Annotated in this window: 14 protein-coding genes; 5 read left to right on the top strand and 9 right to left on the bottom strand. The window is 55.9% G+C overall.

Going from position 1 to position 15,243, the window contains the following annotated elements:
• The first annotated feature begins 424 nt into the window (after nucleotides 1-424).
• Entirely contained in the window at nucleotides 425-1,441 is a 1,017-nt protein-coding gene (gene galR / locus RVY89_RS01030) for an HTH-type transcriptional regulator GalR (protein WP_484826643.1), read from the top strand.
• Here the strand turns inward: galR and RVY89_RS01025 are convergent.
• The gene (locus RVY89_RS01025) at nucleotides 1,402-1,878 is read right to left on the bottom strand and encodes a GNAT family N-acetyltransferase (protein WP_484827886.1); all 477 of its coding nucleotides are present in this window, start codon (nucleotides 1,876-1,878) and stop codon (nucleotides 1,402-1,404) included. The two genes, galR and RVY89_RS01025, sit on opposite strands and share 40 nt — an antisense overlap.
• A gap of 229 nt (nucleotides 1,879-2,107) precedes the next feature.
• On the opposite strand from RVY89_RS01025, the gene RVY89_RS01020 reads away from it, so the two are divergent.
• A complete protein-coding gene (locus RVY89_RS01020; RefSeq protein WP_484826642.1) occupies nucleotides 2,108-3,145 on the top strand; it encodes a LacI family DNA-binding transcriptional regulator in 1,038 nt (345 codons plus the stop codon).
• Here RVY89_RS01020 and lysA read toward each other — a convergent pair.
• Nucleotides 3,115-4,377 carry a diaminopimelate decarboxylase gene (lysA, locus tag RVY89_RS01015; RefSeq protein ID WP_484826641.1) on the bottom strand — a complete coding sequence of 421 codons (1,263 nt, stop codon included), beginning with the start codon at nucleotides 4,375-4,377 and terminating at the stop codon, nucleotides 3,115-3,117. The two genes, RVY89_RS01020 and lysA, sit on opposite strands and share 31 nt — an antisense overlap.
• 121 nt (nucleotides 4,378-4,498) lie before the next feature.
• On the opposite strand from lysA, the gene RVY89_RS01010 reads away from it, so the two are divergent.
• Nucleotides 4,499-5,425, top strand: coding sequence for a LysR family transcriptional regulator (locus RVY89_RS01010; protein WP_484826640.1), 927 nt, complete (start codon nucleotides 4,499-4,501; stop codon nucleotides 5,423-5,425).
• On the opposite strand, the gene RVY89_RS01005 is transcribed toward RVY89_RS01010, so the two are convergent.
• The 7 genes from RVY89_RS01005 to RVY89_RS00975 all read right to left on the bottom strand — a co-directional run bounded on the left by RVY89_RS01005 (nucleotide 5,420) and on the right by RVY89_RS00975 (nucleotide 13,300).
• Nucleotides 5,420-6,112, bottom strand: a complete 693-nt coding sequence (locus tag RVY89_RS01005; RefSeq protein WP_484827885.1) for an aspartate/glutamate racemase — start codon at nucleotides 6,110-6,112, stop codon at nucleotides 5,420-5,422. The genes RVY89_RS01010 and RVY89_RS01005 overlap by 6 nt on opposite strands.
• An 88-nt stretch (nucleotides 6,113-6,200) precedes the next feature.
• Complete coding sequence (gene wzz(fepE), locus RVY89_RS01000; protein ID WP_484826639.1) at nucleotides 6,201-7,325, bottom strand: LPS O-antigen length regulator Wzz(fepE); 1,125 nt, start codon at nucleotides 7,323-7,325, stop codon at nucleotides 6,201-6,203.
• Nucleotides 7,326-7,535: 210 nt separating this feature from the next.
• Nucleotides 7,536-8,951: an arabinose-proton symporter AraE gene (gene araE / locus RVY89_RS00995; RefSeq protein ID WP_032660200.1), complete on the bottom strand. Its 1,416-nt coding sequence runs from the start codon at nucleotides 8,949-8,951 to the stop codon at nucleotides 7,536-7,538.
• Between the two features lie 311 nt (nucleotides 8,952-9,262).
• On the bottom strand, nucleotides 9,263-10,024 hold the full coding sequence (gene kduD / locus RVY89_RS00990; protein WP_484826638.1) for a 2-dehydro-3-deoxy-D-gluconate 5-dehydrogenase KduD: 762 nt from the start codon (nucleotides 10,022-10,024) through the stop codon (nucleotides 9,263-9,265).
• Nucleotides 10,025-10,087: 63 nt separating this feature from the next.
• A complete protein-coding gene (gene kduI / locus RVY89_RS00985; RefSeq protein WP_484826637.1) occupies nucleotides 10,088-10,924 on the bottom strand; it encodes a 5-dehydro-4-deoxy-D-glucuronate isomerase in 837 nt (278 codons plus the stop codon).
• 237 nt (nucleotides 10,925-11,161) lie between these two features.
• On the bottom strand, nucleotides 11,162-12,340 hold the full coding sequence (locus tag RVY89_RS00980) for an acetyl-CoA C-acetyltransferase (RefSeq protein ID WP_045415627.1): 1,179 nt from the start codon (nucleotides 12,338-12,340) through the stop codon (nucleotides 11,162-11,164).
• A 93-nt stretch (nucleotides 12,341-12,433) separates the two neighbouring features.
• Entirely contained in the window at nucleotides 12,434-13,300 is an 867-nt protein-coding gene (locus RVY89_RS00975) for a LysR family transcriptional regulator (RefSeq protein ID WP_484826636.1), read from the bottom strand.
• Nucleotides 13,301-13,405: 105 nt separating this feature from the next.
• Here RVY89_RS00975 and RVY89_RS00970 point away from each other — a divergent pair, with 105 nt between their 5' ends.
• Both RVY89_RS00970 and RVY89_RS00965 read left to right on the top strand, forming a co-directional pair.
• Entirely contained in the window at nucleotides 13,406-13,867 is a 462-nt protein-coding gene (locus RVY89_RS00970; RefSeq protein ID WP_115876214.1) for a multidrug/biocide efflux PACE transporter, read from the top strand.
• A gap of 119 nt (nucleotides 13,868-13,986) precedes the next feature.
• Nucleotides 13,987-15,216, top strand: a complete 1,230-nt coding sequence (locus tag RVY89_RS00965; RefSeq protein WP_484826635.1) for an amino acid permease — start codon at nucleotides 13,987-13,989, stop codon at nucleotides 15,214-15,216.
• Nucleotides 15,217-15,243: the final 27 nt, after the last annotated feature.

Below are 15,243 nucleotides of genomic sequence, written 5' to 3'. Positions count from 1 at the left end.
TCAACTCCCTTTGCCAGCCAGTGTGGAGGGTTGATAGTAAATGGTGGCAGATTACACGAGAAGTGATACGGGAGCGACAGCAAAAGTGGAGGCGAAAAAAAACCTGCGCATCCGCGCAGGTTGGTGCAAGAGATGAGTACGAAATCGTACTAAGAATTCTCACCAATCAATACCTCTGGGATCTCAACTGTATCAATCTCATTAACATCCTCGCCATCGGACAATCGCAACAGCCTGAGGCAAAGTGTAACCAAAGGTTCAGATTGACATTTTTCAGACATGACTGCGCGTGTAACGATTACACCGTCAGGGTTGTTCTGCGTCACGTTTGTGGAGAGCGGAAATCCGCTCCCCTTGAATGCGCGCCGCTTTTCCGCAACACTATTTGGTGTGTAAACGCTTACCCCCAATAAGAAGGTAATGAATGGCGACAATAAAGGATGTGGCCCGTCTGGCAGGTGTGTCGGTGGCAACCGTCTCCCGCGTGATTAATGACTCACCAAAAGCGAGTGACGCATCACGCCAGGCGGTACAAAACGCCATGGAATCCCTGAACTATCATCCCAATGCCAATGCCCGCGCGCTCGCCCAGCAGTCCACCGAAACCATCGGTCTGGTGGTGGGTGATGTTTCCGACCCTTTTTTCGGCGCGATGGTGAAAGCCGTTGAACAGGTCTCTTATCAGACGGGCAATTTTTTGCTGATCGGCAACGGCTATCATAATGAACAAAAAGAACGCCAGGCCATCGAGCAGCTGATCCGCCACCGCTGCGCGGCGCTGGTGGTTCACGCCAAAATGATCCCGGACGCCGAACTGATTCATCTGATGGAGCAGATCCCGGGCATGGTGATTATCAACCGCATTATTCCCGGATTTGAAAAACGCTGCGTCGCGCTCGATGACCGCTACGGCGCATGGCTTGCGACCCGTCATCTGATTCAACAGGGCCATACCCGAATTGGCTATCTCTGTTCCAACCACCCGATCTCTGATGCAGAAGACCGCCTGCAGGGCTACTACGACGCCCTGCGCGAAAACGGCCTGCCGTGTAACGATCGCCTGGTGGCCTACGGCGAACCGGATGAGAGCGGCGGTGAACAGGCCATGACCGAGCTGCTGGGTCGCGGACGGAATTTCACGGCGGTTGCCAGCTATAACGACTCGATGGCCGCAGGGGCAATGGGGGTGTTGAATGACAACGGGATTGAGGTACCGGCAGAAATTTCGCTGATTGGCTTCGATGACGTGCTGGTCTCTCGCTACGTGCGACCGCGTCTTACCACCGTGCGCTACCCGATTATCACCATGGCAACGCAGGCCGCAGAGCTGGCGTTAGCGCTGGCTGAACAGCGTCAGCCACCGGAAATTACGCATCTGTTTAGCCCGACGCTGGTACGCCGTCACTCCGTTGCGTCACCTGCGGAAGCGCAGAGCGAATAACGGTAGAGGTGAACCCGCGTGTTCGGGTATTCGAGCCCATCACCGATATACTGCCAGCCGTAACGTTCGTAAAAGTCGCGGCAGGCAGACCACAGATGGAGTTCCTCATACCCGGACTGCGCGGCGTAAGCGATAACATGCCGCTGAAGTTCTCCTGCCAGCCCCTTGCCTCGCGCCGCGTCGTCAACGTAGAGCGCCGCCAGCCACGGAAAGAGATCCTGTCGGGTGATCAAATCGCAGCGCCAGAGTCCCACCGTACCAAGAAGCTTTTCGTCCTCAACGGCAATAAAAGTCAGCGGTAATGCTCCCGGCGTCTGGCTGTGCTCAACAACGCTGTGGAAAAACTCCCGAGAAAGCCCTTCGCCAAAGGCCTGCCAGAGCCAGTCGATGACCTGCTCCGCATAGTGCGGTGCCTGGTAAAGCGGGAGGATGGCTATCTTTTTCACGTTGCACCTGCGTTTTCTCATGTTTTTGCTGGCCTGTCGCCCCAGCTCGGTTCGGCGATTATTTTACCAGAGTCAGACTATTTCGTTTTACTTCAGGCAGGCCAGACGAATCGCGACCAAAAAGCGTGATCGTGGCGGAAGTTTTGCGCTTCCCGCATCGCTTATACGCCGTGAGGTCTGTGTTAAACTGCAAACCATTACGTGGAAGCAGGAATGTAGAATGGCAACAATGCTGGATGTCTCACTGCGTGCGGGCGTGTCGAAGGCTACCGTCTCGCGCGTGCTGAACGGCACGGGTCAGGTTAAAGAGAGTACGCGTCAGCAGGTGTTTGCTGCGATGGAAGAGCTGGGCTATCGCCCGAACTTTCTCGCGCGTTCACTGGCAAACCAGACCAGCAACAGCATTGGTCTGGTCGTCTCGACCTTCGACGGCTTTTACTTTGGTCGTCTTCTCCAGCAGGCGTCCCGGCAGACCGAAACTCACGGGAAACAGCTGATCGTCACCGACGGTCACGACGCGCCGGAACAGGAAGAACAGGCGGTGCAGATGCTGGCCGATCGCCAGTGCGATGCCATCGTGCTTTACACGCGCTACATGAGCGAAAAAGCGATCGTCAAACTGATGAACACCGTGAAAACGCCGCTGGTGGTCATTAATCGTGAAGTGAGCCAGGCGCCGGATCGCTGCGTGTTTTTCGAACAGCAGGATGCCGCGTTTAAGGCCGTGGATTACCTGATCGCCCAGGGCCATCGCGAGATCGCCTGTATCACCGTTCCGATCCACACCCCCACGGGTAAAGCGCGGTTGATGGGCTACCGTAAGGCGCTGGAAAAACACGGCATTCGCCTGGACGAGCGTCGGATAAAGTACGGCGATGCGGGAATGACGCGGGGATACGAACTGTGCAAGGAGCTGATTGCCGACAGTGTGCCGTTTAGCGCCCTGTTTGCCTGTAACGACGATATGGCGCTGGGAGCGTCCAAAGCGTTACACCAGGCGGGGCTTAAAATTCCGCAGGATATTTCACTGTTCGGCTTTGACGATGCCCCAAGCGCGAAATGGCTGGAGCCCGCGCTCTCATCGGTTTATCTGCCCATCGACAATATGATTGTCACCGCCATCGATCAGGCGATCCGGCTGGCAAGAAACCAGCCGGTCGATGCCATCCCGCCGTTTACCGGCACGCTGGTGTTACGCGACTCGGTCACAACGGGGCCGTACTTTCATCAGATAAGTTCTAAAGCCAGCAGTTCCTGAATGGTCTGACGACGACGGATAAGCCGTGCTTTACCGTTATCAAACAGCACTTCCGGCAGCAGCGGACGGCTGTTGTAGTTGGATGACATAGATGCCCCGTAGGCACCGGTATCATGCAGCACAAGATAATCACCCGGTTTGAGCTCTGGCAGCGCGCGGGTTTCCACTTTGCCGCCTTCCTGCTGGGTAAACACGTCGCCCGATTCGCACAGCGGCCCCGCAACGACCGTCTCAATCCGCGGCGCCTGCGTTAAGTCACGGCCATCTGCGGCCAGGGCGGTAATGTGGTGATAGCTGCCGTACATGGACGGACGCATCAGATCGTTAAAGCCTGCATCAATCAGGACGAAGTGGCGAGACCCCATCTCTTTCACGCTGCGCACCTGCGAAACCAGCACGCCGGCTTCCGCCACCAGGAAACGACCCGGCTCAATTTCCAGCTTCACCGCATGGCCCAGATGCGCGGCAATTTGGTCACGCGCGGCGCTCCACAGACCGTAATAGTGATCGGTATCGATCGCCTCTTCGCCTTCGCGATAAGGAATGGAGAGACCGCCGCCGGCAGAGATCGCCTCAAGATCCTGACCGAAGTCGACAACCTGGCGCACCATCGCACCGCACACCTGCTCCAGGTGGCCGTAATCGACGCCAGAGCCAATGTGCATATGAATCCCGACCAGCTTCAGGCCGTAGCGCTGTAATACCTCCAGCGCGGCAGGCATATCGGCATACCAGATCCCGTGCTTGCTGTTTTCGCCGCCGGTATTGGTTTTTTGGCTGTGACCATGACCAAAGCCCGGGTTCACGCGCAGCCAGACGCGATGGCCGGGAGAAACCTGACCCAACTGCTCCAGCATATCCACAGAACCGGCATTCACCGGGATCTGCAGTTCGTGGACGCGCGCAAGCGTCGCATCGTCGATAACGTCTGCGGTAAAGACAATCGCGTCGCCGTCGGCTTTCGGATCGTATCCGGCCGCCAGCGCGCGCTCGATTTCGCCGAGTGAAACAGAGTCAACCTTCACGCCCTGCTCGCGCATCAGGCGCAGAATATGAATATTGGAGCAGGCCTTCTGGGCAAAACGCACCACGTCAAACTGATGCAGGGCGGCGATCTTCTCGCGAACGATCTGCGCGTCGTAGACCCACACCGGGCAGCCAAACTCGGCAGGCAGGCGCAGCAGGTTGTCGGCGTTCAAATCGGTATCAGTCTGGTTCAGCGGGCGTGGCATGGTCTTCTCCGGGTAAATGCGTTTAGATGATTACGCCACAGCGCAAAGAGAATAAAAAATATCGTTTTATCGCGAGTCTATGCAAAAATGATATGGACAGTCCTCTGCTTTCAGGTGCCCTATGCCCGCCGTCAATTTACGCCATATTGAGATTTTTCACGCCGTGATGACCACCGGCAATCTCACCGAAGCCGCACAAATGCTGCATACCTCGCAGCCTACGGTAAGCCGCGAGCTGGCCCGCTTCGAGAAAGTGCTGGGGCTGAAGCTGTTCGAACGTACCCGAGGCAGGCTTCACCCGACGGTTCAGGGGTTACGCCTGTTCGAGGAAGTACAGCGCTCCTGGTACGGACTGGACAGAATAGTGAGTGCTGCGGAAAGCCTGCGCGAGTTTCGCCAGGGCGAGCTGTCGATCGTCTGCCTGCCCGTCTTCTCGCAATCCTTTCTGCCGATGCTGCTGCAGCCCTTTCTGGCCCGATACCCGGAGGTTAGCCTCACCATCGTGCCTCAGGAATCACCTCTGCTTGAAGAGTGGCTTTCGGCCCAGCGCCATGATCTAGGCCTAACCGAAACGCTCTCCACGCCAGCGGGCACGACGCGCACGGAGTTGATCTCGTTAGATGAAGTGTGTGTTTTGCCCGCCGGGCATCGGCTTGCCGGTAAGGCGGTGCTCACACCGGAGGATTTCCACGGGGAAAACTACATTAGCCTGTCGCAGACCGACGGTTACAGACAGCTGCTGGATACCCTGTTTGCCGAGCATCAGGTCAAACGGAGATTGGTGGTGGAAACGCACAGCGCGGCTTCGATTTGCTCGATGGTGCGTGCTGGCGTCGGCGTCGCGGTGGTGAATCCACTCACGGCGCTGGACTATGCCGGAAGCGGGATTGTCATCCGCCGCTTTAGCGTGTCCGTCCCGTTCACCGTGAGCCTGATCCGCCCGCAGCACCGTCCGGCCTCCGCGCTGGTGGACGCTTTCACCGAACACTTAAAGGAACACGCACGTCAGGTGGCGCTTCGCTTACCTGACCTGCAAAATCCGTTATGACAGCATAAATTCCACGGCATCCGCGGCATGGATGGCGGTGGTATCAAATACCGGGACGGGGCTTTGCTCGACGGGGACCAGCAAACCGATCTCGGTGCAGCCGAATATCACCCCTTCGGCCCCCAGCTGCGCGAGTTTATCGATGATGCTGACGTAATACGCGCGGGAAGATTCGCTGAAGGTCCCGAGGCAGAGCTCGTCAAAGATAATCTGGTTGATGCGCGCCCGATCTTCTTCATCCGGGATCAGGCTCTCGATCCCAAATTCACTGTACAAACGCCCGCGATAAAAATCCTGTTCCATGGTGTAGCGTGTACCCAAAAGCGCTACGCGGCGCATCCCGGATGCCGCAATCGCACGACCGGTCGCGTCCGCGATATGCAGAAACGGCAGCGAGCAGCGGTCCTCAATATGCGACGCCACTTTGTGCATGGTATTGGTACAGAGCACTATACCCTCGGCACCGGCACGCTCCAGTCCCAGTGCCGCCCGGGCCAGGATCTCCCCGGCTTTATCCCACTCACCGCTCGACTGACAGGCCTCGATTTCATGGAAATCAACGCTGTGCAACAGCAGACTTGCGGAGTGCAGACCACCCAGACGCTGCTTTACCCCTTCATTAATCAGGCGGTAATAAGGGATTGTCGATTCCCAGCTCATTCCACCTAACAGGCCGATCGTTTTCATCATCCCTCCTTATCTTTGTTTCTTTTTTAACACAACCGATGCACATAAAAAAAGGCGCTGTATTCAGCGCCTTTTTAAACTGCTGCGTTTATTCCGTCACCGGCTCGGGGAGTGGATTACGGGTGAGCATCGCCTCGCGAAGTAAAACGCTACCGCAGGCAAACAGGCCCCCCAGGAGCGCCGCCAGAATGACAATCAGGGCCTTGCCCGGACCATCCTTTTTCACCGGCATGGAAGGTGTGAGCTGGTACCGGAATGGCTCAAGTTTAACATCAGCAAAGGAGAGCTTTTTAAGCTGCGCCAGATAGTATTCACGGTTCTGGAAATCCGCATTCAGCTCGGTCACGTCCTTAAGATTTTTTTCAATCTGCAGCTTTTGCGCGATACCGTCAGCGCCGAGCGCAACGGAGTAATCCGGATCATCTTTTACCGCCTGCCCGTTGCTGTAAACCGGTTTCTTAATGCCGGCCGCATTTGCCACTTCCAGCGAATAATTGAGTCGCTGCAGGTTGGTATTGTGAATAGTGGTCAGACGGACGCGATCCAGTTCCAGCTGCTGCTCAACGACGTTCTTTTTCAGGGCGATCTGGTTGCGGATATTCTGTACCGTCTCTTTTTCGACGATAGCCGCGATATAATCGATGTATCCCTCCAGAACGTTTTGCGCATCGCCTGCTGTCGGTGCAGTGAAGCTTAATGTCCAGGAAACATAGGGGATTTTATCCGCGTCTTTTCCCTGAGCGTTATTCACCGCTATCATTCTGTCTGAGATGTTGACTATCGCCCGATGCAGCTCAAGCGGATCCACCTCCGTGTCTTTAAGCTGCGACATCACGTAAGAAGAGGATTTCAGATACTCTTCAAGCAAAGACTGCGACTGAAACTTTTTAATGAACAGGTCAAAGACTTCCGGACGGGTAATCTTCACGTCCACATCAAGCACCTGTAGCGCCACCATCATCTGGCGCAGCGGGTTCCACTGCGACAGTTCTGCCGGGGTGATCACCGCTTTGCTGGTCCACTTCTGCGGCAGTAAAAATGAAATGGCCAACCCCGCCAGTGCAAAAGCAAGCGTAACGGCGAAGATGCGCTTTTTCGCTGCCACTAAAACAGCGAATAAACCGAAAAGATCTATTTCTTTAGCGTGTTCAGTTCGGGAGGTATAACGGGAAAAATCAATATCTGTGTTTTTTTTGAAATCCATTTCTGACATAGGAATTCTTCTTTCTCATGATGCAATGCATCTTTGTTCATTGATCTTGGTGGCCCAATAATACAATAGATTAAGAAAAATCCTAATTGCAAATCTCTTTATCTGACTACACCCTGCCAAAGTTGGTAGAGAGTTTCGTCACGTTATTATTGTGATTCATCTCTTTGTCCACCTCTGGCATAGGTTATAACGTGTAAACAGACAATACGATCACACGCCGATATTTCGCAGCTTCTCTCCGGCCATCAGCTTGCGCTCGATGTGTTCCAGCGTCACGCCTTTGGTTTCGGGGATCAGCCAGAACGTGACGCCAATAAACGCCACGTTCAGCACCGTATAGAGCCAGAACGTTCCCGCTGCGCCAATCGCGTCCAGCAGCGTCAGGAAGGTCGCGCCGATGATCATGTTCGACACCCAGTTGGTGGTCGTGGAACAGGTAATGCCAAAGTCACGACATTTGAGCGGCTGAATTTCGGAGCACAGGATCCACACCACGGGCGCGGCGCTCATCGCGTAGCCTGCGATACACATCATGGTCATCCCGACAGAAAGCCAGGAAAGCCCGCTTGAGGCCGTGCCGTTATCAAACTGCATCAGGCAGTAGCCCAGGATCAGCGTGCCGAGCGCCATCACGCTGAAGCCAATTTTCAGCGCCGGTTTACGGCCGGCTTTGTCCACGGTGAACACCGCAATAAAGGTGGCGAACATAAAGGTCAGCCCGACCACCAGGGTGGCGATCATCTGCTGTTCCGTGGTGGTGAACCCGGCCATTTTGAAAATGCGCGGCGCGTAGTACATGATGATGTTCATGCCGGTGAACTGCTGCATCGCCTGCAGCAGCATGCCGAGGAAGACCGCCCGGCGCACGTTGCGGTTGATTTTAAACAGCGCCCAGCCCCCCTGCTTGAGCTTCAGGCTTTCGCGGATCTCATTCAACTCTTCGCGGGCTTTTTCTGATGTGTCGCGCAGCATGCGCAGCACCTCTTCTGCCTCCACGTGGCGCCCTTTCTGCGCCAGCCAGCGCGGGCTGTTCGGCAGAAAAATGACGAGGACGATCAGCACCAGCGCCGGTAAGGCCAGCACGCCCAGCATCGCGCGCCAGTTACCGCTGTAGCTGAAGTAGGTGTCAGACAGAAACGCCAGCACAATACCCAGCGTGACCATCAGCTGATACATGCTGATCATCTTGCCGCGCACGTTTTCGCTTGCCATTTCGGAGAGATAAAGCGGTGCCGTGTAGGAGGCAATCCCCACCGCCACGCCCAGCAGCACGCGGGAGAGCAGCAGGATTTCAACGTTAGCGGCAAACGCCGAACCGATCGAACCCGCGACGAACAGGATCGCCCCGACCATCAGGCTGTATTTGCGCCCCAGGCGGAACGACAGCCAGCCGTTGAACAGCGCCCCGATGGCCGCGCCAAGCATCATGCTGCTCACCACCCACTCCTGCAGGCGACTGCTGAGGGTAAAGTGATCGGTAATAAACGGTAATGCGCCGGCAATGACGCCGATATCCAGTCCAAATAACAGACCCGCCACGGCGGCGGCTATGGAGACAAACTGGTTCATGCGGCGAGTATCGCGCAGCGCAGCGGGCATTAGGGTAGAGTCATTTATAGATGTCATATTTTTCCTGCCTCAACAGCAAATTCGTTAACTGAAATTACGAGAAAGCGAGGAAAAGTGTCAGGCCGGAAATCGCGAAGTTATGGATTATTCCGCTACGGCATACGGTTCTGTGATGGACATTACAATTTCAACTCACGGCGAATAATCACGTATTTTTACTAATCAGTTAATATCTAAGAAATAAAAGTGTGATTGCCGTCATTGGTGATTTTTTAGTATGGATTTTTCATCTTTTGCAATATGGACTAAGCCAATTATTGCGAAAAAAAACCTCCGCCCATGGGCAGAGGTTCTTAATGCAGGGGAAATTAACGCGCCAGCCAGCCGCCGTCTACAGCCACGGTGTAACCGTTGATGTAATCCGATGCGGAGGAGGCCAGAAATACCACTGGCCCCATCAGATCGCCCGGCAGACCCCAGCGTCCCGCCGGAATGCGGTCGAGGATTTCCGCGCTACGCTGCTCGTCTGAGCGCAGCTGCTGGGTGTTGTTGGTCGCCATGTAACCCGGCGCAATCGCATTCACGTTGATGTTGTGTTTCGCCCACTCGTTTGCCAGCAGGCGGGTCACGCCCATCACGGCGCTTTTGGACGCAGTGTAAGACGGCACGCGGATACCGCCCTGGAACGAGAGCATGGAGGCAATATTCACGATCTTGCCGCCGTTCCCCTGCGCGATAAAGTGCTTTGCCGCCGCCTGGGACATGAAAAATACGCTCTTGATGTTCAAATCCATCACGTCGTCCCAGTCGCGCTCGCTGAAGTTGATTGCATCTTCACGGCGAATCAGCCCGGCGTTGTTGACCAGAATGTCGATATGACCGAATTCCGCCACCGCACGATCCAGCAGTTCAGGAATGGCATCGATTTTACGCAGGTCGGCGGTCAGGCTCAGGAAACGGCGACCCAGCGCCGTCACGCGTTCGATGGTTTCCGTCGGCTCAACGATATTAATCCCGACGATATCGCAGCCCGCTTCCGCCAGGCCTAACGCCATCCCCTGACCCAGCCCGGTATCACATCCGGAAACCACCGCCACTTTCCCCTGCAGAGAGAATGCATCCAGAATCATGTTTATTCCTTACTCTTTCAGAGCCTGTCACTCACAGGCAGGTTTATGCTTCACCGCCCGCGACTAGCGCAGATCGCTGACCGCAACATGGTCCATATCATCGAAGACCTGGTTTTCGCCCACCATTCCCCAGATAAAGGTGTAGGCTTTCGTCCCTACGCCGGAGTGAATAGACCAGCTCGGTGAAATCACCGCCTGCTCGTTGTGCATCACGATATGGCGCGTTTCCTGCGGCTGTCCCATCATGTGGAAGACGCAGGCGTCCTCATCCATATTGAAGTAGAAGTAGACTTCCATACGGCGCTCGTGGGTATGGCACGGCATGGTGTTCCACAGGTTGCCCGGCGCCAGCTCGGTCAATCCCATGCTAAGCTGGCAGGTCTCCAGCACGTCCGGCACGAAGTATTTATTGATGGTGCGGCGGTTGCTGGTGAGGTTGTCGCCCAGGGTCACGGGGGCGACGTCTGCCGTGGTCACTTTTTTGGTTGGGTAGGTGCAGTGCGCCGGCGCGCAGTTGTAGTAAAACTTCGCAGGCTTGCTGGCGTCGATGCTGGCAAAGACCACGTCTTTCGCCCCTTTCCCCACGTACAGCGCCTCGCGATGGCCAATCTCATAGCACTGTCCGTCTACGGTGATGGTACCCGGCCCACCGATGTTAATTACCCCCAGCTCGCGACGCTCAAGGAAATAGCTCACGCCCAGCTGTTTACCGACCTCACCGCCCACGGAGACGGTTTTCATGACGGGCATAATTCCACCCACAATAATGCGGTCGATATGGCTGTAGACCATGGTGTATCTGTCGGCCTCGAATACCTGCTCGACTAAAAATGCCTTGCGCAGCCCCTGAGTATCCAGCGTTTTGGCGTGCGCGCTGTGGATGCTTTCTCTGACGTCCACGATAACCTCCAGATGTGGTCATGCCCGAAGGCGGGATTGAAAACGAAACAGCGTTCCGTTTTTTCATAATGAGCACATACTATCGGCATAAAGTGGGCTTTTCAATTACATTTAAAACAACGTTTCATTTTTATTTTTGTTTATCACGGAAATGACGCTCGGATCACGCTAAAACCGTCGTGAGACAAAGAGGACGAAAAAAAACCTCCCGGAGGAGGTCTTTTCAATGAGGAAATATTAGCGTTCAATGGCCAGAGCCACCCCTTGCCCGCCGCCTATACAGAGCGTGGCAATCCCTTTACGGGCATTGCGCTTCTTCATTTCGTGGACCAGCGAAACCAGGATCCGGCAACCGGACGCCCCGATCGGGTGCCCCAGCGCGATCGCCCCACCGTTCACGTTGACCCGCAGCGGATCCCACTCCAGCATTTTTCCGACGGAAATTGCCTGCGCGGCATAAGCTTCGTTCACTTCGATCAGATCCACATCAGAAAGTTGCCACCCCGCGCGCTCCAGACAGCGACGGGTCGCGTAAACCGGCGCGATCCCCATTAACGCAGGATCAACCCCTACGCTTGCGAATGCCTTAATGCGGGCTAATACGGGAAGATCGAGCTCGAGGGCTTTGCTTTCGCTCATCATCATGACGGCGGCAGCGCCGTCGTTAATGGAAGAGGCATTTCCAGCCGTCACCGAGCCCTGCATTTCAAACGCGGGATTCAGCCTCGCCAGCCCTTCAGCGCTGGCGTCGGTGCGCGGCTGCTCATCGGTATCCACAACCATAACTTCGCCGTTCTGCCGCAGCGCGCTGACCGGGACAATTTCGTCGCGAAAACGGCCGGAATCGATCGCCGCGCGCGCTTTTTGCTGCGAGCTTAGCGCATAGGCATCCTGCACCTCACGGCTGATGCCGTACTCGCGCGCCAGGTTTTCCGCCGTCACGCCCATATGATAATCGTTGAAGGCATCCCACAGCCCGTCATGCACCAGGCTGTCGAGCAGCTGGCTGTTGCCCAGCTGTGCGCCGGTACGGCTGTCGGTCAAGACGTGCGGCGCGCGGCTCATGTTCTCCTGCCCGCCCGCAATGATCACGTCCGCCTCGCCACACTGAATGGCCTGCGTCGCGAGATGCAGCGCTTTTAATCCTGAACCACAGACGTCGTTAATGGTGATGGCGGAGACGGTATTGGGCAGCCCGCCCTTCAGCGCCGCCTGACGCGCAGGGTTTTGCCCGGCACCGGCCGTGAGGACCTGTCCCAGAATCACCTCATCAACTTCATGTGCTGCGATCCCGCTACGTTCCACCAGCGCTTTCACCACCACGCTTCCCAGGTCAACCGCCGAGTGACGCGCAAGCGCTCCCTGAAAACAGCCGATAGCTGTACGCAACGCACCCACTATTACGACATCTTTCATCACGACCTCTGTGTTAAATGACATGACGATAGTAGAGGATTGTTACTGGCAATTATCTTAATTGTTTAAAAATAGTGAGTTTAATCACAAGGATCAGCGTGCATCCTGCAGATACTGCCGCAGCCAGCTTCCGGCAACGCCGGGAGGGGATCGTTTATTCCACAGCAGATCGATGCCGATCTCCCGCGGCCAGCCGGGAACATTAAGCTGTACCAGGGATTTCGCGGCGGCAAATTCATCCACCAGCGCGCACGGCAAGACGCACCAGCCAAAACCCTGTACCGCCATACTCAAGAGTAACAGGTAATTCGGGGCTGACCAGACGGGCCCGCGCGCGATCTCCGCCTCGCGCTCAAGATAGGTGCTCAGCCGCAGCTCTCGCCAGCCGTGCAGCTCGTCACGCTGAACGTCATGCTGCCCGGCCAGCGGATGCGTGGTCGCGACATAGATCGCCATGCGGGTCTGCATCGGCAGCCGGATGGCGCCGATATCCGTAGGATAACCGTCTCGCGCCTCGGTGAGGCCAACCTGCGCACGCTCCTTTTGCAGCAGATCGATCACGTCCTCCTCCTCGCCAATCAGACATTCGAATTCCGTATGGGGAAAACGCGCGTCAAACTGTTTCATCATCTCTTCCAGCACGTCCGGGTTGAGGGTATCGGAAAGAACAAACGTCAGACGCGCCTCCGTTTGCGCCGTTAGCGACACCGCCAGCTCATCCAGCCGCGTGCTGGCGGCGAGAATAGCCTGCACGTAGCCCAGCACCTGTTCCCCCTGGGCCGTTAACATCGGCTGGCGCGCCGAGCGGTCAAACAGCTCGAAGCCCAGATCGGCTTCAAGATTGGCAATGGACGTGCTGATCGTCGACTGGCTTTTACGCAGCCGGCGTGCGGCCGCAGAGAAAGAGCCAGCCGCAACGGTCTCGACAAACGCGGTAAGGGCTTCGGGTGAATAGCGCATAACCTATCTACTTTAGCGATGGATACTATCTTTAATATATCAGCTTTAGCGATGAAAATAGGCCACATCACCGCCCATAACGGCGAATTAATGAGGTCTATAGCTATGCAACATCAGGATGCACTCCAACGTAAACTGCCGGAGCGGATCTTTCATGCTGTCTGTTTTGAAGGGATTGCAACGGCGATCCTCGCCCCTACGGCGGCGTGGCTCATGCAGCGTTCCGTGGTGGAAATGGGCGGGTTGACCATTGTTCTGGCGACCACCGCCATGCTGTGGAACATTATTTATAACTTCGGCTTTGACCGTTTCTGGCCCGTTCAGCGCGTCAAACGTACGGCAAAAGTGCGTGCGCTGCATGCGCTGGGGTTCGAATGCGGGTTTATTGTGATTGGCGTGTCGATTGTCGCCGCCGTGCTGGGCGTCACCCTGCTGCAGGCATTCACACTGGAAATAGGTTTCTTCCTGTTCTTCCTGCCGTACACCATGTTCTATAACTGGGCGTACGATTGCCTTCGCGAGAAATTTCTTAAGCGCCGCCAGCAACGACGCGCCCTGGCAGGCTAAACGCCTTCTGGCCGGACGCCCGTTCCGGCCAAACGCTTTCGAAGCAACTGCGCTCTCCGTGCATAACTATGGTAAATTGCACTCCATTCCGATGGTTTGATAGTTGATACGTTGCTCTAATGTCGAAAATTTGGTCAAAAGATGAGACTCTCTGGAGTTTCGCTCTCTACGGCACGGCCGTGGGCGCAGGAACGCTCTTCCTGCCCATTCAGCTGGGCTCCGCAGGCGCAATCGTCCTGTTTATTACCGCCCTCGTGGCCTATCCCTTAACCTACTGGCCGCACAAAGCGCTGGCGCAATTTATCCTGTCGTCGAAAACGAAAGGCAACGAAGGGATCACCGGCGCCGTTTCGCACTATTACGGCAGGAAGATCGGCAACCTGATTACCACGCTCTATTTCATCGCCTTCTTTGTGGTGGTACAGATTTATGCGGTGGCCATCACCAACTCGTTAACCGAGCAGCTGGCAAAACACCTGACGGTGGATACCACCGTTCGCGTACTGGTTAGCCTGGGCGTGGTGCTGGTCCTGAATCTGATCTTCCTGATGGGACGGCATATCACGATAAAAGTGATGGGCTTCCTGGTGTTTCCGCTGATTGCCTATTTCCTGTTTGTCTCGCTCTACCTGATCGGCAGCTGGCAACCTTCGCTGCTAACCAGCCAGATGGCCGTCGATCGCCACACGCTGCACCAGGTCTGGATTTCGATTCCGGTGATGGTGTTTGCGTTCAGCCATACCCCGATTATCTCCACGTTTGCCGTTGACCGTCGCGAGAAGTTTGCCGACGGCGCCATGGATAAATGCAAGAAAATCATGAAGGTGGCGTACCTGATTATCTGCCTCAGCGTGCTGTTCTTTGTCTTCAGCTGCCTGCTCTCTATTCCGCCGTCGTATATTGTGGCCGCCAAAGAGGAAGGGGTGACGATCCTGTCTGCGCTGTCGATGATGCCCTCTTCACCGGCGTGGCTGGGGATTTCCGGGATTGTCGTGGCGATAATTGCGATGTCGAAATCGTTCCTCGGCACCTATTTTGGGGTGATTGAAGGGGCGACGGAGATCGTGAAGTCGTCGCTGAATCAGGTGGGGGTGAAAAAGAGCCGCGCCTTTAACCGCGCGATTTCCATTATGGGGGTGTCGTTAATCACCTTTGCCGTGTGCTGCATTAACCCGAACGCCATTTCGATGATTTACGCCATCAGCGGCCCGCTTATCGCCATGATCCTGTTTATCATGCCGACGCTGTCGACGTATCTGATCCCCTCCCTGAAACAGTACCGTTCCATTGGCAACCTGCTGACGCTGATCGTCGGGGTGCTGTGCGTGTCGGTGATGTTTGTCGGCTAACTCCCCTTTCGTGCCCGGCGCTCTGCC

This window comes from Enterobacter sp. 3U4 (assembly GCF_057224565.1).
This window is presented reverse-complemented; position numbering and strand designations above follow the sequence as displayed.